The sequence below is a fragment of the Streptomyces sp. NPDC042336 genome (genome assembly GCF_055581985.1).
Map to the genome: position 1 here is coordinate 21,337 of NZ_JBVJEA010000018.1, position 24,152 is coordinate 45,488.

The 24,152-nt window shown below is 72.6% G+C and carries 27 protein-coding genes; 14 read left to right on the top strand and 13 right to left on the bottom strand.

Translation table 11 applies throughout. The features are described from left to right. Window positions 1-17 precede the first annotated feature (17 nt). Window positions 18-710, top strand: a complete 693-nt coding sequence (locus tag ACZ6IM_RS30220; RefSeq protein WP_469560735.1) for a FadR/GntR family transcriptional regulator — start codon at window positions 18-20, stop codon at window positions 708-710. A 102-nt stretch (window positions 711-812) separates the two neighbouring features. Here the strand turns inward: ACZ6IM_RS30220 and fabI are convergent, their stop codons facing one another. Further along, complete coding sequence (gene fabI, locus ACZ6IM_RS30225; protein ID WP_052841799.1) at window positions 813-1,580, bottom strand: enoyl-ACP reductase FabI; 768 nt, start codon at window positions 1,578-1,580, stop codon at window positions 813-815. A gap of 5 nt (window positions 1,581-1,585) precedes the next feature. Next, complete coding sequence (gene fabG, locus ACZ6IM_RS30230; protein ID WP_052841913.1) at window positions 1,586-2,290, bottom strand: 3-oxoacyl-[acyl-carrier-protein] reductase; 705 nt, start codon at window positions 2,288-2,290, stop codon at window positions 1,586-1,588. A 274-nt stretch (window positions 2,291-2,564) separates the two neighbouring features. Between fabG and ACZ6IM_RS30235 the strand changes: the two genes are divergently transcribed. From ACZ6IM_RS30235 to tyrS, 3 genes are all read left to right on the top strand, one after another. Next, window positions 2,565-4,088: a TldD/PmbA family protein gene (locus tag ACZ6IM_RS30235; protein WP_469560738.1), complete on the top strand. Its 1,524-nt coding sequence runs from the start codon at window positions 2,565-2,567 to the stop codon at window positions 4,086-4,088. After that, the gene (locus ACZ6IM_RS30240) at window positions 4,085-5,482 is read left to right on the top strand and encodes a metallopeptidase TldD-related protein (protein ID WP_469560741.1); all 1,398 of its coding nucleotides are present in this window, start codon (window positions 4,085-4,087) and stop codon (window positions 5,480-5,482) included. Before ACZ6IM_RS30235 ends, ACZ6IM_RS30240 begins: the two co-directional genes overlap by 4 nt. A 74-nt stretch (window positions 5,483-5,556) precedes the next feature. Next, window positions 5,557-6,825, top strand: a complete 1,269-nt coding sequence (gene tyrS / locus ACZ6IM_RS30245; RefSeq protein ID WP_469560744.1) for a tyrosine--tRNA ligase — start codon at window positions 5,557-5,559, stop codon at window positions 6,823-6,825. Window positions 6,826-6,916: 91 nt separating this feature from the next. Here tyrS and ACZ6IM_RS30250 read toward each other — a convergent pair whose 3' ends face one another. Then, window positions 6,917-7,198, bottom strand: a complete 282-nt coding sequence (locus ACZ6IM_RS30250; RefSeq protein WP_052841803.1) for a GlsB/YeaQ/YmgE family stress response membrane protein — start codon at window positions 7,196-7,198, stop codon at window positions 6,917-6,919. 263 nt (window positions 7,199-7,461) lie between these two features. Here ACZ6IM_RS30250 and ACZ6IM_RS30255 point away from each other — a divergent pair, with 263 nt between their 5' ends. Continuing rightward, entirely contained in the window at window positions 7,462-7,860 is a 399-nt protein-coding gene (locus ACZ6IM_RS30255) for a DUF3099 domain-containing protein (RefSeq protein WP_469560747.1), read from the top strand. 223 nt (window positions 7,861-8,083) lie between these two features. Then, complete coding sequence (locus ACZ6IM_RS30260) at window positions 8,084-8,314, top strand: hypothetical protein (protein ID WP_469560750.1); 231 nt, start codon at window positions 8,084-8,086, stop codon at window positions 8,312-8,314. A 16-nt stretch (window positions 8,315-8,330) separates the two neighbouring features. On the opposite strand, the gene moaA is transcribed toward ACZ6IM_RS30260, so the two are convergent. The 3 genes from moaA to ACZ6IM_RS30275 all read right to left on the bottom strand — a co-directional run bounded on the left by moaA (window position 8,331) and on the right by ACZ6IM_RS30275 (window position 11,475). Further along, a complete protein-coding gene (gene moaA, locus ACZ6IM_RS30265; RefSeq protein ID WP_469560753.1) occupies window positions 8,331-9,320 on the bottom strand; it encodes a GTP 3',8-cyclase MoaA in 990 nt (329 codons plus the stop codon). A gap of 167 nt (window positions 9,321-9,487) precedes the next feature. Then, on the bottom strand, window positions 9,488-11,122 hold the full coding sequence (locus ACZ6IM_RS30270) for a solute symporter family protein (RefSeq protein ID WP_052841807.1): 1,635 nt from the start codon (window positions 11,120-11,122) through the stop codon (window positions 9,488-9,490). Beyond that, on the bottom strand, window positions 11,119-11,475 hold the full coding sequence (locus tag ACZ6IM_RS30275; protein ID WP_469560757.1) for a DUF485 domain-containing protein: 357 nt from the start codon (window positions 11,473-11,475) through the stop codon (window positions 11,119-11,121). The genes ACZ6IM_RS30270 and ACZ6IM_RS30275 overlap by 4 nt, the downstream gene beginning before the upstream one ends. A 475-nt stretch (window positions 11,476-11,950) precedes the next feature. On the opposite strand from ACZ6IM_RS30275, the gene ACZ6IM_RS30280 reads away from it, so the two are divergent. From ACZ6IM_RS30280 to ACZ6IM_RS30310, 7 genes are all read left to right on the top strand, one after another. After that, complete coding sequence (locus tag ACZ6IM_RS30280; protein ID WP_469560760.1) at window positions 11,951-13,489, top strand: S8 family serine peptidase; 1,539 nt, start codon at window positions 11,951-11,953, stop codon at window positions 13,487-13,489. A 117-nt stretch (window positions 13,490-13,606) separates the two neighbouring features. Then, a complete protein-coding gene (locus ACZ6IM_RS30285) occupies window positions 13,607-14,611 on the top strand; it encodes a CopD family protein (RefSeq protein ID WP_469560763.1) in 1,005 nt (334 codons plus the stop codon). Window positions 14,612-14,715: 104 nt separating this feature from the next. Next, window positions 14,716-15,708 (top strand): DEDDh family exonuclease, encoded by a 993-nt coding sequence (locus ACZ6IM_RS30290; RefSeq protein WP_052841810.1) that lies wholly within the window; start codon window positions 14,716-14,718, stop codon window positions 15,706-15,708. A gap of 126 nt (window positions 15,709-15,834) precedes the next feature. Then, window positions 15,835-16,068 (top strand): hypothetical protein, encoded by a 234-nt coding sequence (locus ACZ6IM_RS30295; protein WP_052841811.1) that lies wholly within the window; start codon window positions 15,835-15,837, stop codon window positions 16,066-16,068. A 68-nt stretch (window positions 16,069-16,136) separates the two neighbouring features. After that, window positions 16,137-16,928, top strand: coding sequence for an SURF1 family cytochrome oxidase biogenesis protein (locus tag ACZ6IM_RS30300; RefSeq protein WP_469560767.1), 792 nt, complete (start codon window positions 16,137-16,139; stop codon window positions 16,926-16,928). A gap of 64 nt (window positions 16,929-16,992) precedes the next feature. Further along, a complete protein-coding gene (locus ACZ6IM_RS30305; protein ID WP_052841813.1) occupies window positions 16,993-18,780 on the top strand; it encodes a glycoside hydrolase family 15 protein in 1,788 nt (595 codons plus the stop codon). A gap of 5 nt (window positions 18,781-18,785) precedes the next feature. Beyond that, a complete protein-coding gene (locus ACZ6IM_RS30310) occupies window positions 18,786-19,541 on the top strand; it encodes an SDR family oxidoreductase (RefSeq protein ID WP_052841814.1) in 756 nt (251 codons plus the stop codon). 87 nt (window positions 19,542-19,628) lie between these two features. Here ACZ6IM_RS30310 and amaP read toward each other — a convergent pair whose 3' ends face one another. The 5 genes from amaP to ACZ6IM_RS30335 form a co-directional block, all read right to left on the bottom strand. Beyond that, window positions 19,629-20,216 carry an alkaline shock response membrane anchor protein AmaP gene (gene amaP, locus ACZ6IM_RS30315; protein WP_052841815.1) on the bottom strand — a complete coding sequence of 196 codons (588 nt, stop codon included), beginning with the start codon at window positions 20,214-20,216 and terminating at the stop codon, window positions 19,629-19,631. Continuing rightward, complete coding sequence (locus ACZ6IM_RS30320; RefSeq protein WP_469560773.1) at window positions 20,213-20,893, bottom strand: DUF6286 domain-containing protein; 681 nt, start codon at window positions 20,891-20,893, stop codon at window positions 20,213-20,215. Before ACZ6IM_RS30320 ends, amaP begins: the two co-directional genes overlap by 4 nt. Then, a complete protein-coding gene (locus ACZ6IM_RS30325; protein WP_469560776.1) occupies window positions 20,890-21,273 on the bottom strand; it encodes a hypothetical protein in 384 nt (127 codons plus the stop codon). The genes ACZ6IM_RS30320 and ACZ6IM_RS30325 overlap by 4 nt, the downstream gene beginning before the upstream one ends. Beyond that, window positions 21,270-21,455, bottom strand: coding sequence for a hypothetical protein (locus ACZ6IM_RS30330; RefSeq protein WP_031047637.1), 186 nt, complete (start codon window positions 21,453-21,455; stop codon window positions 21,270-21,272). Before ACZ6IM_RS30330 ends, ACZ6IM_RS30325 begins: the two co-directional genes overlap by 4 nt. A gap of 63 nt (window positions 21,456-21,518) precedes the next feature. After that, the gene (locus ACZ6IM_RS30335; RefSeq protein WP_052841818.1) at window positions 21,519-22,001 is read right to left on the bottom strand and encodes an Asp23/Gls24 family envelope stress response protein; all 483 of its coding nucleotides are present in this window, start codon (window positions 21,999-22,001) and stop codon (window positions 21,519-21,521) included. Between the two features lie 87 nt (window positions 22,002-22,088). On the opposite strand from ACZ6IM_RS30335, the gene ACZ6IM_RS30340 reads away from it, so the two are divergent. Next, window positions 22,089-22,877, top strand: coding sequence for a nucleopolyhedrovirus P10 family protein (locus tag ACZ6IM_RS30340; RefSeq protein ID WP_469560780.1), 789 nt, complete (start codon window positions 22,089-22,091; stop codon window positions 22,875-22,877). Between the two features lie 25 nt (window positions 22,878-22,902). Here the strand turns inward: ACZ6IM_RS30340 and ACZ6IM_RS30345 are convergent, their stop codons facing one another. Further along, window positions 22,903-23,706, bottom strand: a complete 804-nt coding sequence (locus ACZ6IM_RS30345) for an enoyl-CoA hydratase/isomerase family protein (RefSeq protein ID WP_469560783.1) — start codon at window positions 23,704-23,706, stop codon at window positions 22,903-22,905. Between the two features lie 158 nt (window positions 23,707-23,864). Then, window positions 23,865-24,086, bottom strand: a complete 222-nt coding sequence (locus ACZ6IM_RS30350; protein ID WP_003976983.1) for a helix-turn-helix domain-containing protein — start codon at window positions 24,084-24,086, stop codon at window positions 23,865-23,867. Between the last annotated feature and the right edge of the window lie 66 nt (window positions 24,087-24,152).

Here is a 24,152-nt window from a genome sequence, read left to right on the forward strand (position 1 = left end):
GTGTGCGAAGGTGAGCCATGCCGCTGAGCCATCCCCGCCGTTCGGCACTGTCCGAGCAGGTCATCGCCGCGCTGCGGCAGCAGATCACCTCGGGCGAGTGGCCGGTCGGCTCCCGCATCCCCACCGAGCCCGAGCTGGTCGAGCAGCTCGGCGTCGCCCGGAACACGGTCCGCGAGGCGGTCCGCGCGCTGGCCCACAACGGCCTGCTGGACATCCGCCAGGGCTCCGGCACGTACGTCGTGGCGACCAGCGAGCTGGCCGGCGTGATGCAGCGCCGCTTCGCCGGCGCCGAGCCCCGGGACATCGCCGAGCTGCGGTCCACGCTGGAGTCGGCCGCCGCGCGCCTGGCCGCCGAGCGGCGCACGGAGAAGGACCTCAAGCAGATCGACACCCTGCTGCTGCGCCGGGAGGAAGCCTGGGAGTCGGGTGAGGCGGAGGCCTTCGTGGCGGCGGACGCCACGTTCCACCTGGCGGTCGTCGCCGCCTCGCACAACGACGTGCTGACAGCGATGTACGCGGACCTGAGCGAGGTCCTGCGGGACTGGCTGCGGGGCGACGTGGGCGAGGGCATGTCACCGGCGACGCACATGGACCACGGCCGGCTGGTGGACGCGATCCGCGCGGGTGACGCGGCGACGGCGGCGGAGGAGGCCGGCGCCTATCCGTTCGTCTGCCGTCCCGGGCTGTTCGGGCCGTCCCCTGGCGACTGAGCGGCGCCGGAGCGGTCGCGTCGCCGAGCCGCTCCGGTCCAGCACGAGGGCCCGCACCCCGTACGGGACGCGGGCCCTCGGCGAGGTGTCCGTTGGGTCCGGTCAGGCCCCGATGGCGTGCAGTCCGCCGTCGACGTGCACGATCTCGCCGGTGGTCTTCGGGAACCAGTCGCTCAGCAGCGCGACGATGCCGCGGCCGGCCGGCTCCGGGTCCTTCAGGTCCCACTCCAGCGGGGAGCGGGTGTCCCACACGGCGGCCAGGTCGCTGAAGCCCGGGATGGACTTGGCGGCCATGGAGCCCAGCGGGCCCGCCGAGACCAGGTTGCAGCGGATGTTCTGCTTGCCCAGGTCACGGGCCATGTACCGGCTGGTGGCCTCCAGGGCGGCCTTGGCCGGGCCCATCCAGTCGTACTGCGGCCAGGCGAACTGCGCGTCGAAGGTGAGGCCGACGACCGAACCGCCGTTCTGCATCAGCGGCAGGCAGGCCATGGTCAGCGACTTCAGGGAGTACGCCGAGACGTGCATGGCCGTGGCGACCGACTCGAACGGCGTGTTCAGGAAGTTGCCGCCGAGGGCGTCCTGCGGGGCGAAGCCGATGGAGTGCACGACGCCGTCGAGACCGCCCAGCTCCTCGCCGACGACGTCGGCGAGCCGGGCGAGGTGCTCCTCGTTGGTGACGTCCAGCTCGATGACCTTGGCGGGCTTCGGCAGCTTCTTGGCGATGCGCTCGGTCAGGGTGGGCCGCGGGAACGCGGTGAGGATGACCTCGGCGCCCTGCTCCTGGGCCAGCTTCGCGGCGTGGAAGGCGATGGAGGCCTCCGTCAGCACGCCGGTAATCAGGACGCGCTTGCCCTCGAGAATTCCGCTCATGGTGATCAGTGACCCATTCCCAGTCCGCCGTCAACGGGGATGACGGCTCCAGTGATGTACGAGGCGTCGTCCGAGGCGAGGAACCGCACCGTCGCGGCGATCTCCTCCGGCCGCGCGTACCGCCCCAGCGGCACCTGCGAGACGATGTTGGCCCGCTGCTCGTCGGTGAGCACCTTGGTCATGTCGGTGTCGACGAAGCCGGGCGCGACGACGTTGAAGGTGATGTTGCGCGACCCCAGCTCACGGGCGAGGGAACGCGCGAAGCCGACGAGACCGGCCTTGGAGGCGGCGTAGTTCGCCTGCCCCGCGGAGCCGAGGAGCCCGACCACCGACGAGATGAGGACGACGCGGCCCTTCTTGGCGCGCAGCATGGCGCGGTTGGCGCGCTTGACCACGCGGAAGGTGCCGGTGAGGTTGGTCTCGACGACGGAGGTGAAGTCCTCCTCCGACATGCGCATCAGGAGCTGGTCCTTGGTGACGCCGGCGTTGGCGATCAGGACCTCGACGGGACCGTGCGTCTCCTCGATCTCCTTGTAGGCCTGCTCCACCTGCTCGCTGTCGGTGATGTCGCACTTGACGGCCAGGAAGCCCTCCGGCGGCTCACCCGAGCGGTACGTGATCGCGACCTTGTCGCCGGCGTCGGCGAAAGCGCGGGCGATGGCGAGGCCGATGCCCCGGTTTCCTCCGGTGACGAGAACCGAGCGGCTCAACGGATCACCCTTTCCGTAGCGGTCGTCCACCCGTCCGGCCACCCGTTCGGCGGGCGGCGACGCAGGCGGCTTCCTCGAAAATCTATCGGTCCCCGGCCTGGCTCAGAGACTCGGGCACCCACAGTGGCTTACGGGGCTGTCTGTCGGGTCCCTACAGAACCGGTTCCCGGCGCGGCGGGAAAGGTGTGGTCGCCGGACCCCCGACGCGACATGATGCGGCGCAGCCCCCGGTGTCGCGGCAGACGACCGGTCACGCCGACAGAAAGAGACGCAGGTGCCTCACAGCATCGACCAAGCCTTCACGGCACTCCCCCTACGCGCCCTCGCCGACGCCGCTCTCGCCCGGGCGCGTGCCCTCGGTGCGGAGCACGCCGACTTCCGGCTGGAGCGGGTGCGCAACGCCTCCTGGCGCCTCAGGGACGCCCGGCCCGCCGGGTCCTCGGACACCACCGACCTCGGGTACGCGGTGCGGGTGGTGCACGGCGGTACGTGGGGCTTCGCGTCCGGCGTGGACCTGACCCTGGACGCCGCCGCCAAGGTGGCCTCGCAGGCGGTGGCGATGGCGAAGCTGTCGGCGCAGGTGATCAGGGCGGCCGGGTCGGACGAGAGGGTGGAACTCGCGGACGAGCCGGTGCACGCCGACAGGACCTGGGTCTCGGCGTACGACATCGACCCCTTCGCCGTGCCCGACGCCGAGAAGTCGGCGCTGCTGGCCGACTGGAGCGCGCGGCTGCTGGCGGCCGACGGGGTCGACCATGTGGACGCCTCGCTGCTGACCGTGCACGAGAACAAGTTCTACGCCGACACCGCCGGGACGGTGACCACGCAGCAGCGGGTGCGGCTGCACCCGGTGCTCACCGCCGTGTCGGTGGACGACTCCAGCGGCGAGTTCGACTCCATGCGCACCCTGGCGCCGCCGACCGGGCGGGGCTGGGAGTACCTGACCGGGACCGGCTGGGACTGGGACGCGGAGCTGGCCGAGATCCCGGAGCTGCTCGCCGAGAAGATGCGCGCGCCGAGCGTCGAGGCGGGGCTGTACGACCTGGTCGTCGACCCGTCGAACCTGTGGCTGACCATCCACGAGTCCATCGGGCACGCCACCGAGCTGGACCGCGCCCTCGGCTACGAGGCCGCCTACGCCGGCACCTCCTTCGCCACCTTCGACCAGCTCGGCAAGCTGCGCTACGGCTCCGAGCTGATGAACGTCACCGGCGACCGCACCGCCGAGCACGGCCTGGCGACCGTCGGGTACGACGACGAGGGCGTCGAGGGCCAGTCCTGGGACCTGGTGAAGGACGGCACGCTGGTGGGGTACCAGCTCGACCGGCGGATCGCGAGGCTCACCGGGTTCGAGCGGTCCAACGGGTGCGCCTACGCCGACTCGCCCGCGCACGTGCCGGTGCAGCGCATGGCCAACGTGTCGCTGCGGCCGGATCCGGGCGGGCTGTCGACCGAGGATCTGATCGGGGGCGTCGACCGCGGGATCTATGTCGTCGGTGACCGGTCCTGGTCCATCGACATGCAGCGCTACAACTTCCAGTTCACCGGGCAGCGGTTCTTCCGGATCGAGAACGGGCGGCTCGCCGGACAGCTGCGGGACGTGGCGTACCAGGCGACGACCACCGACTTCTGGGGGTCCATGGCCGCCGTCGGCGGTCCGCAGACGTATGTCCTGGGCGGTGCCTTCAACTGCGGCAAGGCCCAGCCGGGGCAGGTCGCGGCCGTGTCGCACGGTTGCCCGTCCGCCCTCTTCAAGGGAGTCAACATCCTCAACACGACGCAGGAGGCGGGTCGATGAGCGTCCGCACCAACAAGCCGCACGAGATCGTCGAGCGGGCGCTGGAGCTGTCCCGGGCGGACGGGTGCGTCGTCATCGCCGACGAGGAGTCCACCGCCAACCTGCGCTGGGCGGGCAACGCGCTCACCACCAACGGCGTCACGCGCGGGCGCACGCTGACGGTGGTCGCCACCGTCGACGGGCAGCAGGGCACGGCCTCCGGGGTCGTCTCCCGCTCGGCCGTGACCGTGGACGAGCTGGAGCCCCTGGTGCGGGCCGCCGAGGCCGCCGCGCGGGGTGCCGGACCCGCCGAGGACGCCCAGCCGCTGGTCACGGGCGGGGCGGTGTCCCCGGACTTCACCGACGCGCCCGCCGAGACCACGTCGGCGGTGTTCGCCGACTTCGCGCCGGCCCTCGGGGAGGCGTTCGCCCGCGCGCGTGCGGGCGGCCGGGAGCTGTACGGGTTCGCGAACCACGAGATGACCTCGACGTACGTCGGCACCTCGACGGGGCTCAGGCTGCGGCACGACCAGCCGAACGGGACGCTGGAGCTGAACGCCAAGTCGCCGGACCGGACCCGGTCGGCGTGGGCGGGGCACGCCACCCGGGACTTCAAGGACGTCGACCCGGCGGCCCTCGACGCCGAGCTGGCCGTACGCCTCGGCTGGGCCGAGCGGCGGGTGGAGCTGCCCGCCGGGCGGTACGAGACGCTGCTGCCGCCGACCGCGGTCGCGGACCTGCTGATCTACCAGTACTGGTCGGCCTCCGGTCGGGACGCGGTCGAGGGGCGCACGGTGTTCTCCAAGCCCGGCGGCGGCACCCGTCTCGGCGAGCGGCTCGGCGCCCTGCCGTTGACACTGCGCAGCGATCCGCACGAGCCGGGGCTGGAGAGCGCGCCGTTCGTGGTCGCGCACTCCTCGGGCGGCGACCAGTCGGTGTTCGACAACGGGCTGCCGGTGACGGCGACCGACTGGATCCGCGGGGGCGAGCTGCACCGGCTGACCACCACCCGGCACGGCGCGGCCCTGACCGGGCTGCCGGTGGCACCCGCGGTCGGCAACCTGATCCTGGACGGCGGAGACCCCGACCGGTCCCTGGACGAGATGGTCGCGGGCACGGAGCGCGGGCTGCTGCTGACCTGCCTCTGGTACATCCGGGAGGTCGACCCGGCGACGCTGCTGCTGACCGGGCTGACCCGGGACGGCGTCTACCTCGTGGAGCACGGCGAGGTCGTCGGCGAGGTGAACAACTTCCGGTTCAACGAGTCGCCGGTGGACCTGCTGGGCCGGGCCGCGGAGGCCGGGGGGACCGAGAAGACGCTGCCCAGGGAGTGGGGTGACTGGTTCACCAGGGCCGCGATGCCGGCGCTGCGGGTCCCCGATTTCAATATGAGCTCTGTCAGTCAGGGCGTATAACCTCGTAGTCGGCCGTCACCCGACTGCCCGAAGATCATCAAGCACCGCATGAGCACGTAGGAGACACGAGAACCGTGACGGACATCGTCGACGAGCTGAAGTGGCGCGGGCTGTTCGCCCAGTCCACCGACGAGGACGCTTTGCGCAAGGCGCTCGCGGACGGTCCCGTCACGTTCTATTGCGGTTTCGACCCGACCGCGCCGTCCCTGCACGTGGGGCACCTGGTGCAGGTGCTCACCGTGCGCCGGCTCCAGCAGGCCGGTCACCGGCCGCTGGCGCTGGTCGGCGGGGCCACCGGCCAGATCGGCGACCCGCGACCGACCGCCGAGCGCACGCTGAACTCGCCGGAGACCGTCGCGGGCTGGGTCCAGCGGCTGCGCGGCCAGATCGAGCCGTTCCTGTCCTTCGAGGGCGAGAACGCCGCGGTGATGGTCAACAACCTCGACTGGACCGAGGGCCTGTCGGCGATCGAGTTCCTGCGGGACATCGGCAAGCACTTCCGGGTCAACAAGATGCTGACCAAGGACTCCGTCGCCCGGCGGCTGGAGTCCTCCGAGGGCATCAGCTACACGGAGTTCAGCTACCAGCTGCTCCAGGCGATGGACTTCCTCCAGCTCTACCGGAGGTACGGCTGCACGATGCAGCAGGGCGGCAGCGACCAGTGGGGCAACCTCACGGCCGGCCTCGACCTGCTGCACCGGCTGGAGCCGGACGCGTCCGTGCACGCCTACGCCACGCCGCTGATGACCAAGGCGGACGGCACCAAGTTCGGCAAGACCGAGGGCGGCGCCGTCTGGCTCGACCCGGAGATGACGACGCCGTACGCCTTCTACCAGTTCTGGCTGAACGTGGACGACCGGGACATCTCGACATACATGCGCATCCTGTCGTTCCGCTCCCGTGAGGAGCTGGAGGAGCTGGAGCGGCAGACCGAGGAGCGTCCGCAGGCGCGGGCCGCGCAGCGGGCGCTGGCCGAGGAGCTGACGACGCTGGTGCACGGCGCCGGGCAGACGGCCGCGGTGATCGCCGCGTCCAAGGCCCTCTTCGGCCAGGGCGAGCTGGCGGAGCTGGACGAGCGGACACTGGCCGCGGCCCTCTCGGAGCTGCCGCACGTCCGGGTCGCCGAGCCGGCCCCGGTCGTCGACCTGTTCGCCGAGGTGGGCCTGGTGGCCAGCAAGTCCGCCGCGCGCCGCACGGTGAACGAGGGCGGCGCCTACGTGAACAACGCCAAGGTCACCGGCGAGGACGCCGTCCCCGCCAAGGAGGACCTGCTGCACGGGCGCTGGCTGGTGCTGCGCCGCGGCAAGAAGAACCTGGCCGCGGTGGAGGTCACCGGCGCCTGAGCGGGCGCACGCGCGAGGGGCGCGCTCCGGCGCCGTACGGCTGTCGGAGTACGCCCCTTCGCCCTGCCTGCCCGAGTGGCCCCGGGGCCGGTCAGGCCCGTCCGCGCCGCCTGTTGCCGCGTACCGACGCGTAGGCCGCGTCGCCGAGGCCGACGACGATGATCGCCGCCACCAGCTGGAACAGGTGTCGCCACCAGTCGATGCCGGCCGTCGCCTCGACGCCGGCCGCGCGGGCGATCGCGTTGCCGATGATCGCGCCGATCATGCCGCAGATGGTGGTCAGCCACAGTGGCATGTGCTGCTTGCCGGGAATGATCGCCTTGGCGATCAAGCCGAGCACGAATCCCACGATGATCGCCCACAACCAGCCCATGGCTGCCTCCTCGTCCGGCTCTACGCGAGCATTGCCACCAGTGTTCGGGCGTACCGCGTACGGCGCATGCCGCGTACGGCCGAACGGGGTACCGGCGCCTGCGCCGGGCGGCGCACGCGGTGCGGCCGGATCGGGGGTGCCCCGGTCTCGTGGGCGGCGCGGGTGCGGCGTAACGTGGGGAGTTGTCCGGGACCGGAGTCCCCGAGCGGCCGCGGACGAGAGCGGGGCGGGGAGTGTCCGATGCGGGCGGATGGTGGAACCAGATGCGGAAGCAGAGTGCCGGCGGCAGTGCCGAGGTGTTCCGGATCACCGGGGCCCGGACGGGCCTCCAGGAGGACGTGCGCGGGCGGCAGCGGCGGTACATCATCTCGATGTCCATCCGTACGGCGTCGGTGATCCTCGCGGTCTGCCTGTGGAACGTGGAACGGCACGTCGCGATCGTGGCCCTCGTCCTCGGCGCGGTCCTGCCGTACATCGCGGTGGTGATCGCCAACGCCGGGCGTGAGAACGCGCCATCCTTGCCGTCGACGTTCGTGACGGTGCCGACCCCACCGATGATCATGCCGCCGCGGGACAGGGACGGCGCGGCGGAACCCGTCCCGGAGGCCGCCGCCGCCGATCCGGCGCCTGGTCCGGGCGGCGAGTCGCGCGGCCGGCCGTGACCGGGCGCGCCCCTTCGCGGTGGCGTCGATTCCACGCCAGGCCGAAGAAATGCTCAGATGAATCGTGTGGTTCCGGTGCCGGGCGACGGGTGGGCCGTGACATACTTCGTACGCGCTCCGCATCCCCCGTCGGAGCGACGGACCGACGCCGGGCAGCTCCCCCCGTGGCTGCTCGGCGTCGCCTTGTGTGCGGGCCTTGTGCGTGGATCTGCGAGACGAAACCGTGAGTGACGAAACCACCCCGATCTGCTCCGCCAAGGGCTGCCGCACCCCCGCCGTGTGGGTGCTGGCGTGGAACAACCCGAAGCTCCACACCCCGGACCGCCGCAAGACGTGGATCGCGTGCGACGAGCACCGCGAGCACCTGTCCCAGTTCCTGGGGGTGCGGGGCTTCCTGAAGGACGTGGTCCCGCTCGCGGAGTGGGAAGCCCCGGAGGACTCCGGCAGGCCGTGAGGAGCCGCCCCGGGCCCTAACCCCCGATCGCCGACATCGGGCGGTCGGGCTGGACGAAGGCCGGGTCGTCGAGGCCCGCGCCCGCCTTCTTGCCCCACATGGCCAGGCGCCAGATGCGGGCGATCTCCTCGTCCGGGGCGTCGGAGCGCAGGGCCGCCCGCAGGTCGGTCTCCTCGGTGGCGAACAGGCAGGTGCGCACCTGGCCATCGGCGGTCAGGCGGGTGCGGTCGCAGGCCGAGCAGAACGGTCGGGTGACGGAGGCGATGACGCCGACGCGATGCGGGCCGCCGTCCACCACCCAGCGTTCGGCCGGGGCCGAGCCGCGCTCCCCGGCGCCCTCTGCGGTCAGCTCGAAACGGGTGCGCAGCGAGGACAGGATGTCGCCCGCGGTGACCATGCCCTCGCGCTTCCAGCCGTGCTGGGCGTCCAGGGGCATCTGCTCGATGAAACGCAGCTCGTAGTCGTGCTCGACGGCCCAGGCGAGCAGGTCGGGCGCCTCGTCGTCGTTCAGCCCGGGCATCAGGACGCTGTTGACCTTGACGGGGGTCAGTCCGGCCTCGCGGGCGGCCGCCAGGCCCTCCAGGACGTCCTTGTGGCGGTCCCGGCGGGTGAGGGTCTTGAAGACGTCCGGGCGCAGGGTGTCCAGCGAGACGTTGACCCGGTCCAGGCCCGCCGCCTTCAGGGCCGTCGCCGTGCGCCCGAGGCCGATGCCGTTGGTCGTGAGCGACATCTGGGGGCGGGGCTCCAGGGCCGCGACGCGCTCGACGATGCCGACCAGGCCGGGGCGCAGCAGCGGCTCCCCGCCGGTGAAGCGGACCTCCTCGATGCCGAGGGAGGTGACCGCGATGCCGATGAGGCGGACGATCTCGTCGTCGGTGAGCAGATCTGGCTTGGCCAGCCACTTCAGGCCCTCTTCGGGCATGCAGTAGGTGCAGCGCAGATTGCAGCGGTCGGTGAGCGAGACCCTCAGGTCGGTGGCCACTCGGCCGTAGGTGTCGATGAGCACGTGGGCCCCCTCCCTCGACGCGGATCGGTGGAGCACTTCTCTCCTCCGACACCGTCGAGCCTACGTGACCGGTCCGACATCGACAGCCGCCCGATCCCACGACGCGGGACGCGGCCGCGTCGTAGGGATCTACGAGCGGCCGCGCCGGTACCGGTCGGGCGGGGGCGTCAGTGCGCTCCGGTGCCGGTCAGGGACCGGACCTCCAGCTCCGCGTACTTCGCCTTGTCGGGCTCCTCCTTCGACAGGACCGTGCCGAGCCAGCCCATCAGGAAGCCGAACGGGATCGAGATGATGCCCGGGTTCTTCAGCGGGAACCAGGCGAAGTCGACGTCCGGGAACATCGCCTTCGGGTCGCCGGAGACGACGGGTGAGAACAGCACCAGGCCGACGGCGACGATCAGGCCGCCGTAGATCGACCACAGGGCGCCCTGGGTGGTGAAGCGCTTCCAGAACAGGCTGTAGAGGATCGTCGGCAGGTTGGCGGACGCGGCGACCGCGAAGGCCAGGGCGACCAGGCCGGCCACGTTCAGGTCGCGGGCGAGGGCGCCGAGCGCGATGGAGACGATGCCGATGAAGACCGTCGCCCAGCGGGCCGCCCGCATCTCCTCCTTCTCGGTCGCCTGCCCCTTGCGGATGACGTTGGCGTAGATGTCGTGCGCGAAGGACGAGGACGAGGCGAGGGTGAGGCCCGCGACGACGGCGAGGATGGTCGCGAAGGCCACCGCGGAGATCGTGGCGAGGAGGATCGCGCCCCAGGCCGAGTCGACGCCGCCCACGTGCAGGGCGAGCAGGGGCGCCGCCGTGTTGCCGGACGGGTTGGACGCGATGATCTCGTCCTTCCCGATGAGTGCCGCCGCGCCGAAGCCGAGGGCGATGGTCATCAGGTAGAAGGCGCCGATGATGCCGATCGCCCAGTTCACGGACTTACGGGCGGCCTTGGCGTTGGGGACCGTGTAGAAGCGGATCAGGATGTGCGGCAGACCGGCGGTGCCGAGCACCAGGGCGATGCCCAGGGAGATGAAGTCGAGCTTGGTGGTGCCGTTCGCGCCGTACTGGAGGCCGGGCTCCAGGAAGGCGGAGCCCGCGCCGCTGTTCTCCGCCGCCTTGCCGAGCAGGTCGGAGATGTTGAAGTCGAACTTCAGCAGCACCAGGAAGGTGATCAGGATGGTGCCGCCGATCAGCAGCACGGCCTTGACCATCTGGACCCAGGTGGTGCCCTTCATGCCGCCGATGGTGACGTACACGATCATCAGGACGCCGACGAGGGCCACGATGAGGATCTTGCCCGCGTCGGAGGTGATGCCGAGCAGCAGCGAGACGAGGACGCCCGCGCCCGCCATCTGGGCCAGCAGGTAGAAGATCGAGACGACGATCGTGGAGGTGCCGGCGGCGGTGCGCACGGGGCGCTGGCGCATGCGGTAGGCGAGGACGTCGCCCATCGTGTAGCGGCCGGAGTTCCTGAGCGGCTCGGCGACCAGGAGCAGGGCCACCAGCCAGGCGACCAGGAAGCCGATGGAGTACAGGAAGCCGTCGTAGCCGAAGAGGGCGATGGCGCCGGCGATGCCGAGGAAGGACGCCGCCGACATGTAGTCGCCGGAGACGGCGAGGCCGTTCTGGAAGGCGCTGAAGGACCGGCCGCCCGCGTAGAAGTCGGCGGCGTCCTTGGTCTGGCGGCCCGCCCAGACGGTGATCCCGAGGGTCGCGACGACGAAGACGGCGAAGAGCGTGATGATCAGCGGCCGGTGCTCGCTGGCCTCGTTGGCGGCCAGCTCGGCGGCGAAGACGGTCTGTGCGGGGCTCATGCGCCGCCCTCCATCCGGGACTTGATGGCCTCGGCCTTGGGGTCGAGCTTCGCGGCGGCGTGCCGCGAGTACCACCAGGCGATGAGGAACGTGCTGACGAACTGGGCGATGCCGAAGACGAACGCGAAGTTGATGTTGCCGAACAGCTTGGTGCCCATGAAGCCGCCGGCGTAGTTCGACAGCAGCACGTAGAGCAGGTACCAGGCCACGAAGGCGACGGTCAGCGGAAACGCGAAGGAGCGGAAGGCGCGGCGCAGTTCGGCGAACTCAGCGCTCTGCTGCACTTCGGAGAACTCCTCGGCGGAGGGGAGTCGGTGTTCCTCTTTCGAGGGGGGCGGTGCGTCGGTGGCCACGGAGTCTCCTCGTACGACGGACATGACGGCTTGGACCTCGGTGTTCTCGCGGGGAACCGGTGGTGCTCGGGCTCCCTGTCCAACGACACGGCGCCCCGCGGGGACCGGTTCAACACCCGTGGCACTTTCCGAAGTCACCCCCGGTGGGTCATTGCTGGCCAGCGACTTCGGGGGATAGCTTCACCCTGCACCACTACGTCATGTACCTGCCCGGGCCGATACCCGTGTCCGGGCGGGTGCCGTCTGCCGGATGATGTGGAGACCCCATGGATCATCTGCGTTCCCCGATTGACCCGCGCTCCAGACGCGGGCTCGCGCTCGCGGTGCCGGTCGCACCGGGCGCGAGGGTGTCGGGCATCAGGTGAGCGACGCCTCGCAGGCACCCCCGGGTGCCCACGTGGGCACCTCCACCTCCCTGCCACGCACCGGCATCACGCGTTTTCCGAGCTTTCCCGACGGACTGGAGACACCACGCATGACCGCACCCCACCCGCGTCACCGCCGCGCCCTCGCGATCCCGGCCGGCCTGGCCGTGGCCGCCTCGCTGGCGTTCCTGCCGGGCACCCCGGCCGCCGCGGCCCCCGCGGCGGAGGCCGCCCCCTCGACGGCGGCGGACGCGACCTCGCTCAGCTACGTCGTCAACGTCGCCCCCGGGCACGGCCCTTCGGCCACCGTGCGGCGGGCGATAGCCAAGGCGGGTGGCACGATCGTCACGTCGTACGACCGGATCGGCGTGATCGTCGTCCACTCCGCAAACCCCGACTTCGCGAAGACCGTCCGCAAGGCGCGCGGCGTGCAGTCGGCCGGCGCCACCCGCACCGCGCCGCTGCCCTCGGCCGCCACCACGGACACGGGCGCGCCGCAGGTGCTCAGCGGCAAGGACCTGGCCGCCGCCAAGGCCTCCTCCGCGAAGGCCGAGGGCCAGGACCCGCTGGAGTCGCTGCAGTGGGACCTGCCCGCCATCAAGGCGGACAAGGCGCACGAGAAGTCGCTGGGCAGCCAGAAGGTGACCGTCGCCGTCATCGACACCGGCGTCGACGACACCCACCCGGACATCGCTCCGAACTTCGACCGCGGGGCCTCCGTCAACTGCGTCGCGGGCAAGCCGGACACCACCGACGGTGCCTGGCGGCCGAGCGCGGCGGAGAGCCCGCACGGCACCCACGTGGCCGGTGAGATAGCCGCCGCCAAGAACGGCGTCGGCATGACCGGCGTGGCTCCCGGGGTGAAGGTCGCCGGCATCAAGGTCTCCAACCCCGACGGCTTCTTCTACACCGAGGCCGTGGTCTGCGGCTTCATGTGGGCGGCCGAGCACGGCGTCGACGTGACCAACAACAGCTATTACACCGACCCGTGGTACTTCAACTGCAAGGACGACCCGGACCAGAAGGCGCTCGTCGAGGCCGTCTCGCGGGCCTCGCGGTACGCGGAGAAGAAGGGCGCGGTCAACGTCGCCGCGGCCGGCAACGAGAACTACGACCTCGCCTCCGACGAGATCACCGACCCGTCCTCGCCGAACGACACCACGCCCGGTGACCGGACGGTCGACCCGTCGAAGTGCCTGGACATCCCGACCCAGCTGCCGGGGGTCGTGACGGTCGCGGCGACCGGCGCGAAGGGCCTCAAGTCGTCCTTCTCCAACTACGGCCGGGGCGTCATCGACATCGCCGCGCCCGGCGGCGACTCGACGGCCTACCAGACGCCGGAGCCGCCCGCCACCAGCGGACTGATCCTGGGCACGCTGCCCGGCGGCAAGTGGGGCTACATGGCCGGTACGTCGATGGCCTCGCCGCACGTCGCGGGCGTCGCCGCCCTCATCAAGTCGACGCACCCGCACGCCTCCCCCGCCCTGGTGAAGGCCCTGCTGTACGCCGAGGCCGACGCCACCGCGTGCACCGAGCCGTACGACATCGACGGCGACGGCAAGGTCGACGCGGTGTGCGAGGGCCCGAAGAACCGCAACGGCTTCTACGGCTGGGGCACGGCCGACGCGCTGGACGCGGTGACCCGGTAACCGGTGCCGCACCGACACGTGGGCGCGTGATCCGCACGCGCGCGTGGAGCGGGCCGGGCAGCCGCCCGGCCCGCTGCGGAACTTGCCCGGATCTGGCGACTTGGTGAAGATCCTGGGGTGACCTCGATACGCCCGCCGTCCCGGACCACCGACACGGGACGCCACTCGCGGCCCTCCGGGGCCGGCCGGACCGTGGCCGTACTCGTGCTGGTGGCGCTGGGCGCGCTGATACCCGTGCTCGGTCCGTCCCCCGCCCTGCACGGCACCGGGGAGGCCGAGGCACCCGGCACCGGCGGCATCGCCCTGCTGCGCACGGTGCTCTTCGCCGCGCTGAGCGTTCCGCTCGGCGAACTCTTCGTGGACCGCCTGGCCCGGTCGCTGCCCGGCGCTCCCCCGGACCGGCCCCGCTCCTGGTCGCCGTACGCGGCCGCCGCCGGTTTCGTCGCCGCGCTGGGGCTGGCCTCGGTCGTGGCCACCGGCAACCTGGTGCCCGGCTCCGCCGCCGACATCGACGTCGGCGGTCTCTACGCCTCCCGTGACGGCAAACTCGCCCTCCTGGAGGTCAACGGCTTCCTCGCGGCCTGGCTGTGCGCGACCTCGCGCCGGCCCGGACTCCAGGTGTGGCCGCTGGCCGCGGTGATCGTCGCGGACGCGCTGCGCGCGCACCCCACGACCGAGTACAGCCCGCTGCTCGGCTCCGGCCTGACCCTCGTCCATCTGACGTGCGCCTCCCTGTGGGTGGGCGGTCTGCTGTACGCGCTGCGCACCCTGCGGCGGTGGCGGGGGGCGGCGGGGCCCGCCCTGCTGGGGCTCTACGCGCGCGTGGCGGCCGTCCTGCTGGCGGTCCTCACGGCCACCGGGGTGTGCAGTTCGCTGCGCCGGATGCCTGCGGGCACGATCCTGGACCAGCTGACGGACACCGCGTACGGGCGGGTCCTGCTCGCCAAGGTGCTCCTGGTGGCCGCCGTCGCGGTCCTCGCGCTGTGGGCCAGGATCCGGCTGGGCCGCGCGGCCGATCCGCTGACCGCGTGCTCCCCCGCGCGCGCGGAGGTCGCCGCGCTGGGCGTGGTGGTCGCGGTGTCGGGGCTCCTGACGGCCCTTCCGGTGCCCATCCGGTGGTGAGTACGCCCGGGGAGCGCCGCAACGCTCCCCCGGTGCCCGGAACTTGACGGTACGGGGCACCTGCGGGACATGGGTGTCGGTCCCGGCCCGTATCCTCATTGACCATGCTCGAAGACCGCACGACCGCAGCGCCGCCCGCCACGGCGTGGCCGGCCGCGTATCCGCAGGGGTACGCGGTCGTCGACGTGGAGACCACCGGCCTGGCCCGCGACGACCGCATCATCTCGGCGGCCGTCTACCGGCTGGACGCCCGCGGCGAGGTCGAGGACCACTGGTACACCCTGGTCAATCCGCAGCGCGATCCGGGGCCGGTGTGGATACACGGTCTGACGAGCGAGGTGCTCCGGGACGCGCCGCTCTTCCCGGACGTCGCCGAGGAGTTCGCGGCCCGGCTCGACGGGCGGGTGCTCGTCGCGCACAACGCGGTCTTCGACTGGCAGATGATCGCCCGCGAGTACGCGCGCGCGGACCGCGAGGCGCCGGTGCGTCAGCGGCTGTGCACCATCGCCCTGTCCAAGGCGCTGGACCTGCCGCTGCCCAACCACAAACTGGAGTCGCTGGCCGCGCACTTCGGCGTCGTGCAGCAGCGGGCGCACCACGCGCTGGACGACGCGCGGGTGCTGGCGGAGGCGTTCCGGCCGAGCCTGCTCGCGGCGGCGGCCGGTGACGTGCGGCTGCCGCTGCACGAGTGCCGGCCGCTGACCGAGTGGTCGGACCGGCCCACACCCCGGATCGGGCAGCAGGCGGGCTACGGGAGCTACCGGCCGAACAGTTGGCGCCCCTCCCGCAAAAGGCCCGCATGCCCGCATCCCAACCCAGGGCGGTACGAAGAGGGCAAACGACTCAAGCAGGGCATGCGGGTGGCCTTCTCGGGTGACACCTCCGTCGAGCGCGACCTGCTGGAGGACCGCGCCGTCGAGGCGGGACTGCACGTCGCGACGAGCCTGTCCCGGCTGACCAGCCTGCTGGTCACCAACGATCCGGACTCGGGCACCTCCAAGGTGGTCAAGGCCCGCCAGTTCGGCACGCCGGTGGTGGACGAGGCGGCGTTCGGGCAGCTGCTCGCGGACGTCGAGCCCGCGGACGCGGAGCCCTGAGGTCCTGGGCCCACAGGCCGCCCCGGGGTTCGCCAGACGGGCCCCAGCCGTGCGGACGGGTGATTCCGGGCGACTCGCCCGGCTCCCGCTGGCCCGCGTTCGCGGCGACGGCCCACCCTGTGGCGCATGGCGACATGTGAAGTCTGCGGCAACAACTACGGAATGTCCTTCGAGGTCCACGCCCAGGGAGCGGTGCACGTCTTCGACTGCTTCTCCTGTGCGATCCACCGGATGGCGCCCATCTGCGAGCACTGCCGGGTGCAGATCATCGGCCAGGGCGTCGAGGTCGAGGGCCACTGGTTCTGCGGCGCCCACTGCGCCCGCGCGGAGGGGAGGGCGGGGATCGTCGACAAGGTCTGAGCCCGGCCGCCGGGCGCGAACGCCCACCCGCCGCGTCCCACCCCATGCCCCAGTTGTACGGTCATGGGGTGTACCGCTTCCTGTTGTCCCGCCAGTGGGTGATCCTCACACTGCTCGCCGTGCTGCTCATCCCCACGATGATCCGGCTGGGCTTCTGGCAGATGCACCGCTACGAGGAGCGCACCGCCCGGAACGACCTGGTCGCGCACGCGCTCGAGGCCTCGCCGGTGCCCGTGGAGTCGCTGACCGCACCCGGCAAGAAGATCACCACACGTGAGCGGTACCGAACCGTCACCGCGAAGGGCCGTTTCGACACCGCCCGCGAGGTCGTCGTCCGCCGCCGCACCGACTCCGACGACAACATCGGCTACCACGTACTGACCCCGTTCGTGCTGAACGACGGCAAGGTCGTGCTGGTCAACCGGGGCTGGATCCCCGCGGACGGCCAGAGCCAGACCGCGTTCCCGAAGGTCCCCGCGCCGCCCGGGGGCGAGATCACCCTCACCGGGCGGCTGATGCCCGACGAGACGACCGAGGCGAGCGGCATCAAGGATCTCCAGGGCCTCCCGGACCGGCAGATCATGCTCATCAACAGCGCGCAGCAGGCCGAGCGCCTGGACGCCCGGGTGCTCGGCGGGTACGTCGTCCTGAAGACGCCGGAGCCGAAGAACGGCACCCCGGAGCCGATCGGCAAGCCCGGCAACGAGAACGCCGCGCTCAACTTCGCCTACGCGATCCAGTGGTGGCTGTTCGCCGCGGCCGTACCGGTCGGCTGGTGGTTCCTTGTCCGGCGCGAGAAGCGCGACCGGGAGACCGCCGAGGACGTGCGGCCGGCGGAGCCGGAGCCCGCAGCGGTGTAGCAGCGCGGCCGGAGCGCGCGAGCGCACCCGATTGCTCCGGCCGAGGCCGGGAAGAGGTCAACCCGTGCACCCCCACATCGAGGACTACGCGCTCATCGGCGACCAGCAGACCGCGGCCCTGGTCGGCACGGACGGCTCCGTGGACTGGCTCTGTCTGCCCCGCTTCGACTCGGCCGCCTGCTTCGCCAGACTGCTCGGCGACGAGGACAACGGCCACTGGCGCATCGCACCCGAGGGCGCCGAGCGCTGCACGCGGCGTGCCTACCGGCCGGACACCCTGGTCCTGGACACCGAGTGGGAGACCGCGGAGGGCGCGGTCCGCGTCACCGACCTGATGCCCCAGCGCGACCGCGCCCCCGACCTCGTCCGCATCGTGGAGGGCCTGAGCGGCGAGGTCACCGTGCGCAGCGTGCTCCGGCTGCGCTTCGACCACGGCTCGATCGTCCCGTGGGTGCGCAGGTCCGACGGTCACCGGGTGGCCGTCGCCGGGCCCGACTCGGCGTGGCTGCGCAGCGAGCCCGAGGTGCACAGCTGGGGCCAGGACTTCGGGACGCACGCGGAGTTCACCCTCGCCGCGGGCGAGAAGGTCGCGTTCGTGCTGACCTGGCACCCCTCGCACGAGCCCCGGCCACCGCTGGTCGACCCGTACCTCTCGCTGGAGCACAGCGTCGAGGACTGGCGCGAGTGGGCGGCGCGCTGCCGCTACGAGGGTCCGCACCGGGACACCGTGGTCCGCTCCCTGATCACGCTGAAGGCGCTCACGTACCAGCCCACCGGTGGCATCGTGGCCGCCCCCACCACCTCGCTGCCGGAGGAGCCGGGCGGCGTGCGCAACTGGGACTACCGCTTCTGCTGGCTGCGCGACTCCACGCTCACCCTGGGCGCCCTGCTGTCGGCCGGCTACCTGGAGGAGGCCGAGGCCTGGCGCGACTGGCTGCTGCGCGCGGTCGCGGGCAATCCGGCGGACCTGCAGATCATGTACGGCGTCGCGGGCGAGCGGCGGCTGCCCGAGTTCGAGCTGCCGTGGCTGTCCGGCTTCGCCGGGTCCACGCCCGTGCGCATCGGCAACGACGCCGTGAACCAGCTCCAGCTGGACGTGTACGGCGAGGTCATGGACTCCCTGTCGCTGGCCCGGCTGGCGGGGATACGTCCCCGGCCGCAGATGTGGGAGCTGCAGTGCGCCCTGATGGACTTCCTGGCCACGGCGTGGCGGGAACCGGACGAGGGGCTGTGGGAGGTGCGGGGCGGGCGCCGGCAGTTCGTGCACTCGAAGGTGATGACGTGGGTGGCCCTGGACCGGGCGGTGCGCACCCTGGAGGACCATCCCGAGCTGGGCGGCGGTGACCTCGACGGCTGGCGCGCTCTGCGCGAGGAGGTGCACCGCGAGGTGTGCGAGAAGGGCTACGACGCCGAACGCAACACCTTCACCCAGTCCTACGGCTCACCGGAACTGGACGCCGCGCTGCTGCTCATTCCGCGCGTGGGCTTCCTGCCGCCGGACGACCCGCGCGTGGTCGGCACGGTAGACGCGGTCGGCGCGGAGCTGACCCGGGACGGCCTGGTGCGGCGCTACACCACCGAGGGCGATCCCGTCGACGGCCTGCCGGGCGGCGAGGGGACGTTCCTGGTGTGTTCGTTCTGGTACGCGGACGCGCTGCACGCGACCGGCCGGACGAAGGAGGCCCGGGAGCTGTTCGAGCGTCTGGTGGCGCTCGCCAACGACGTGGGACTGCTGGCCGAGGAGTACGACCCGGTGGGCGGGCACCAGCTCGGCAACTTCCCGCAGGCCTTCAGCCACGTCGGCCTGGTGAACACGGCCCTCGCCCTGTTCGGGGACGAGGAGGCAGGATAGGGGGCATGGATCTTGGACTGAAGGACCGGGTGTACGTCGTCACGGGAGCCACCCGGGGGCTGGGCAACGCCGCCGCGCGGGAGCTGGTCGCCGACGGGGCGAAGGTGGTCGTCACAGGCCGCGACGAGGAGAGCGTCGCGGCGGCGGCCTCGGCCCTGGGGCCGGACGCGGTCGGGGTGGCCGCGGACAACGCCGACCCGGAGGCCGCCGGGCGGCTGATCGCGACCGCCCGCGAGCGCTTCGGGCGTTTCGACGGCGTACTGATCAGCGTGGGCGGCCCGCCGCCCGGGTTCGTCGCCGACACCACGGACGAGCAGTGGCAGTCGGCGTTCGAGTCGGTGTTCCTCGGCGCGGTGCGGCTGGCCCGGGCGGCGGCGGCCGAGCTGGCGGACGGCGGGGTGATCGGGTTCGTGCTGTCGGGCTCGGTGCACGAGCCGATCCCGGGCTTGACCATCTCCAACGGCCTGCGCCCCGGGCTCGCGGGCTTCGCCAAGTCCCTCGCCGACGAGCTGGGCCCGCGCGGCATCCGCGTCGTCGGCCTGCTGCCGGGCCGCGTGGACACCGACCGGGTGCGCCAGCTCGACGGTCTGTCCGCCGACCCGGAGGCGACCAGGGCGGCCGCCGAGTCCCGCATCCCGCTGCGCCGCTACGGCGCCCCGGAGGAGTTCGGGCGCGCGTCGGCGTTCCTGCTCTCCCCCGCCGCGTCGTACATCACGGGCGTGATGCTGCCGGTGGACGGCGGCGTGCGGCACGGGTTCTAGGACGGTCGGGCAGGGCCCGGGGAGGTACCGGGGCCCGACGCCCGCGGGGGACGGCGCGGTGCGCGGTCCCCGGCGGGGTGCGCCCCGTCAGTTGACCCGCTCCGCCCCGTGCTTGACGCCCCGTAGGTGGACCTCCGCCGGGAGGGACGTGAGGTGGGCCGATTCGCGGGCGTGGGTCAGGGCCCCGGTGGTGAGGTCGTGCAGGGCGGTGCCGGGGTCCACGTGGGGAGCCAGCAGCAGCCGGACGCGGGCCGCCGGGGCGTCGCGGCGGCCGGTGAGCCGGACGGCTGCCCGTTCGACCCCGTCCACGCGGTCCGTCTCACCGGCGAGGACGTCCTCCAGTGCCCTGCCGCGCAGCGAGGCGCCCTCGCCGTCCCCGGTGTCGACGAGGACCTCGGTGAGCCTGCGGCGGCGTACCACCGCGACCAGCCACCACAGGGCGAGCAGCAGCAGGACGGCGAGAGCCGCGATGACGACCGGCCACCACCAGCCGGCGTCCCGCCACCGGGTCCGTTCGGCGTCGCTCAGCAGCACGTCGTGCGGCCCCTGGTGGACCCACCAGGAGGGCGCGGGGGCGTCGAAGCCCACGGCCAGCACCGCGCCGCCGACAGCCAGCAGGACCAGGCCCGCCAGTCCGGTCAGTACCCGGTTCACCGTTCTGAGCACCGCGCTCACCCCTTCCGTCCGGGTCGCGCCACCCGCAGCGACACGGCGGGCGGCCGGGCCAGCCCGAGGCCGCGCACCGCGTCGTCGAGCACACCGTCCAGCTCGGTCCGTACGTCGTCCAGTTCCCGGAAGTGCGACAGCGCCCGTACGCGGGCCCTGCGGCGGCGCATCCGCACCCGCGCCGACTGGACCCCGGAGACCTCCATGGCCCGGTCGCGCAGCACCGTGGCGGCGGCGTCCCGGTGCAGCCCGGCGCGTACGTCCGGGTGGGTGCGCCGCATCGGCAGCTCCCGGCGCAGCCCGGGGGTGAGGGCCAGCAGGAGCAGCCAGAGCCCGAGGGCCGCGGCGACTCCCGCTCCGACCAGCACCCAGGTGTCGTCGACGGGCCGTTCGGCGAGCTCTCTGGCCAGGTCGCGGCGCCACCCGAGCGCGGACCGGCCGGCGCGCACGGCGACGATGTCGTAGAGGAAGGCCCCGGCGAGGAGCAGGAGCAGCAGGGCGACGATGCCGGCGGGGACGCGGCGCGCGGACCAGAAGCGGCCGGCCCGCCCGCTCCCCGACGCCTCCGGCAGGCCGGGCCCGTGCTGCTCCGACGGCGGGGGCGGGCCCGGCTCCGTGCCGCGTTCCACGACGGGCAGGCGCTGGGTGCTGCCCTGTCCCGTCCCGGCGCCCTGGGGCTCGCTCATCGGGTCCTCCCGTGCCTCGCACCGTATTCCGCCGACAGGTGCAGCCGCTCCACCTGGACGGCGACCTCCGGCACCGTCATGCCCACCAACGCACGTACCCGCTGGACGACTTGGTGACGCACCCGGCCGCAGCGGGCGCCGATGTCGCACGGGTAGTCGAGTTCCAGGTGGACCCGGACGTGGGCGGTGTCGTGGTGGACGTCGACGGTGGCGTACGGCCGTGCGGCGTCCGGGTGCAGCGGGCCGAGAGCCTCGTGTGCCGCCCGTGCGGCGACCTTGGCGACGACCCGGTCGGCGATCCGCGTGGCACCGCGCTCGCCCGGCGCCACCCGGGCCAGGGGTTCGAGGAGCTCACCGGCCCCATCGCTCACGCCGGTCACCGCCGCCGGTCGTCGCGGGAGCGGAAGAAGTCACCGAGGTCCATGTCCCCCTCCAGGAGGCGGCCGACGACGAACCCGACGGCCCCCAGGGCCGCCACCAGCAGGAAGGCACCGAATCCGCCGAAGTATCCGGCGAAGCCCAGTGCCATGCCGGCGATCATGCCGACCACGGCCATGCTCATGGCGCGCTCCCCTCGTTCACTGTTTCGATTCACCGTTCTGTCAGCGTTCGGTCGGCGTCCGCGTCACCTGATCCGGGGCTCCGGTTCCTCGTCCTCCTCGTCGGGCAGCTTCACGTCGCTGACCGCGATGTTGACCTCGACGACCTCCAGACCGGTCATCCGCTCCACCGCCGCGACCACGTTCTCCCGTACATCGCGGGCCACGTCCGCGATCGACACGCCGTACTCGACGACGATCTCCAGGTCGAGGGCGGTCTGCTTCTCGCCGACCTCGGCCTTCACCCCGCGCGTCACCCCGGACTTGGTCCCGCCGGGCACCCGGTCGCGCACGGCGCCGAAGGTGCGGGACATCCCGCTGCCCATCGCGTGCACACCGGCGACGTCCCGTGCCGCCATTCCGGTGATCTTCTCCACGACGCCGTCGGCGATGGTGGTCCGTCCCCGGGTGCCGGGGTCTCCGCCGCCGCGCCGAATCGTCTGTCCCTTGGCCGCCCCGGAGGTCTCGATCGTGTCCTGCCCGCTCCGGTGGGTCTCCATGTCGCTCATCGCCGTACGTCCCCTTCGGTCGTAGTCCTGTCACCACGTTAGGCGGGGTTGCCGTGCCTCGCGCCACGGATGCGGCAGGCTGGAGGAATGACGACGGCGGACCGGTGGACGCGCGCGGTGCGGGAGCAGTTGGGTCTCGGCAGGCTGCTGCCGCTGGGCGGCCCGGGCGACGGCGCGTGGATCGCCGAAAGCGCGGCACGGGAGGTGCTGCTGGCGGCGGCCCGGCAGGTGACCGGGGTACGCCCGGGTGAGCTGCGGGTCGGTCTCGCGGACCCGGACGAAACCCGGGAGGCCGCCGTGCCGCCTCCGCCGGGCGCGCTGCCGCCCGGTGCGCTGCGGGTGACGGCCGGCTTCGCGGCGGTCGTGGGGTCCACGGCGGGGGCCCCGGAGCCCCTGCCGGCGACGGCCGCGCGTCTGCGTGCCGCGCTGACGGACGCGGCGGACGGACGGCTGGGCCTCGCGGTGGCGGACGTGGACCTGCGGGTGACCGGCTTGCTGGACGTGGCCGAGGCCACGCGTACGGCACCCGGCCGTGAGACGGACGCCGGGCCGGAGCCGGAGCCGGGAGCCGACGACGCCCCCGGCGCGGGCGGGCGCGAGGACGACGGGGCCGTCGGCGGGGACGAGGCCCGGGTCGCCGGGGTCGTGCGGGCGGTGCCGGGTGTGGTCCGGCTGACGGGCGTACTGGGCCGTCCGGTGCACGTCGCGGAGCCGTCGGCGCGGGAGGGGGCCCTGCCGCGCCGCCATGTCCGGGTGGAGCTGGCGGTGCACGCGGACCACCGGGCCGTCGAGGTGGCCCGGCGGGTCCGCGCGGTGGTGTCCGAGGCTCTGCCGGACCGTCCGTCGGTGGCGGTGGTGGTGACGGCCGTCGGCTGAGGAGCCGCGTTCCCGGCCCGCTCCCCTACTCCCCGAGCCCCGCCAGGTCGCGCAGCCGGCGTCCCTGCGCGGCTCGTTCGGCGGTGCGCTGGGCCTCGTAGTCCCGCGTCTGGGCGCCCTGGAGCAGCGCCTTGGTCTCGACGACCGCGTCGCGCGGTGCGGCCAGGATCGCGGACACCAGGTCGTGCACGGCGGGGTCGAGCTGGTCGGCGGGCACGGCGAGGTTGGCCAGGCCGGTGCTCACGGCCTCCTCGGCGGTGACGAAGCGCCCGGTCGCGCAGATCTCCAGCGCGCGGGCGTATCCGACCAGGGAGACCAGGGGGTGGGTGCCCGTCAGGTCCGGCACCAGCCCCAGGCTGGTCTCGCGCATGGCGAACTGCACGTCGTCCGCGACGACCCTCAGGTCGCAGGCGAGGGCCAGCTGGAAGCCCGCCCCGATGGCGTGCCCCTGCACGGCGGCGACCGACACGAGGTCGCTGCGCCGCCACCAGGTGAACGCTTCCTGGTACTCGGCGATGGCCGCGTCCAGCTCTGCGTCGCCGCCCCGTGCGAGGTCGATGAACGACGGTTCGCCGTCGAAGCCCTCGGGGGTGAACGCCTGCCGGTCGAGCCCGGCCGAGAAGGACTTGCCCTCGGCCCGCAGCACCACGGCACGGACGGAGCCCGGCAGCAGCCGGCCGGCCTCGGCGAGCGCCCGCCACAGAGCGGGGCTCTGCGCGTTGCGCTTGGCCGGGTTGGTCAGCGTCACCGTGGCGATCGCGTCGTCGACGGTGAGCCGCACGCCGTCCTGGTCGAGTGCGGGACCGGGGTCGTGGGCGGGCGAAGCCATGGGGCGCCTCCGAAAGATGCGGTCGTCGTCCCCGCCGCGCGCCGGACGGTGCGCCGTGCGACGGCAGGGCTAAGTGACTGCACAGTAACCACCCGGACGGTCGGACGACCGGCCGGGTGGCCACCATCACTTTCGGAGTCGAGGGGCCGCCCGGGGTGTCAGGCCGATGTGGCCTTTTTGCCCCGGGTAGCCCCGCCACGCCCTCGGAGCGTGACGCCCGACTCACTGAGCATGCGGTGCACAAAGCCATACGAGCGGCCGGTTTCCTCGGCCAACGCCCGGATGCTCGCACCGGCGTCGTACTTCTTCTTCAGGTCTGCCGCGAGCTTGTCGCGCGCGGCGCCGGTAACCCGGCTGCCCTTCTTCAGAGTCTCGGCCACCCGTGCCTCCTCATGGGAAGTGCGCTCTGGTACTCCTCATGATCACCCCTCCCGGCCCTCCTGGCC

Excerpts from the sequence above, each read along its gene's own strand:
- ACZ6IM_RS30220 (WP_469560735.1), top strand. The coding sequence starts at position 18 with ATGCCGCTGAGCCATCCCCGCCGTTCGGCACTGTCCGAGCAGGTCATC.
- fabI (WP_052841799.1), bottom strand. The coding sequence starts at position 1,580 with ATGAGCGGAATTCTCGAGGGCAAGCGCGTCCTGATTACCGGCGTGCTG.
- ACZ6IM_RS30240 (WP_469560741.1), top strand. The coding sequence starts at position 4,085 with ATGAGCGTCCGCACCAACAAGCCGCACGAGATCGTCGAGCGGGCGCTG.
- ACZ6IM_RS30250 (WP_052841803.1), bottom strand. The coding sequence starts at position 7,198 with ATGGGCTGGTTGTGGGCGATCATCGTGGGATTCGTGCTCGGCTTGATC.
- ACZ6IM_RS30255 (WP_469560747.1), top strand. The coding sequence starts at position 7,462 with ATGCGGAAGCAGAGTGCCGGCGGCAGTGCCGAGGTGTTCCGGATCACC.
- ACZ6IM_RS30270 (WP_052841807.1), bottom strand. The coding sequence starts at position 11,122 with ATGAGCCCCGCACAGACCGTCTTCGCCGCCGAGCTGGCCGCCAACGAG.
- ACZ6IM_RS30280 (WP_469560760.1), top strand. The coding sequence starts at position 11,951 with ATGACCGCACCCCACCCGCGTCACCGCCGCGCCCTCGCGATCCCGGCC.
- ACZ6IM_RS30290 (WP_052841810.1), top strand. The coding sequence starts at position 14,716 with ATGCTCGAAGACCGCACGACCGCAGCGCCGCCCGCCACGGCGTGGCCG.
- ACZ6IM_RS30295 (WP_052841811.1), top strand. The coding sequence starts at position 15,835 with ATGGCGACATGTGAAGTCTGCGGCAACAACTACGGAATGTCCTTCGAG.
- ACZ6IM_RS30310 (WP_052841814.1), top strand. The coding sequence starts at position 18,786 with ATGGATCTTGGACTGAAGGACCGGGTGTACGTCGTCACGGGAGCCACC.
- ACZ6IM_RS30320 (WP_469560773.1), bottom strand. The coding sequence starts at position 20,893 with ATGAGCGAGCCCCAGGGCGCCGGGACGGGACAGGGCAGCACCCAGCGC.
- ACZ6IM_RS30330 (WP_031047637.1), bottom strand. The coding sequence starts at position 21,455 with ATGAGCATGGCCGTGGTCGGCATGATCGCCGGCATGGCACTGGGCTTC.
- ACZ6IM_RS30335 (WP_052841818.1), bottom strand. The coding sequence starts at position 22,001 with ATGAGCGACATGGAGACCCACCGGAGCGGGCAGGACACGATCGAGACC.
- ACZ6IM_RS30340 (WP_469560780.1), top strand. The coding sequence starts at position 22,089 with ATGACGACGGCGGACCGGTGGACGCGCGCGGTGCGGGAGCAGTTGGGT.
- ACZ6IM_RS30345 (WP_469560783.1), bottom strand. The coding sequence starts at position 23,706 with ATGGCTTCGCCCGCCCACGACCCCGGTCCCGCACTCGACCAGGACGGC.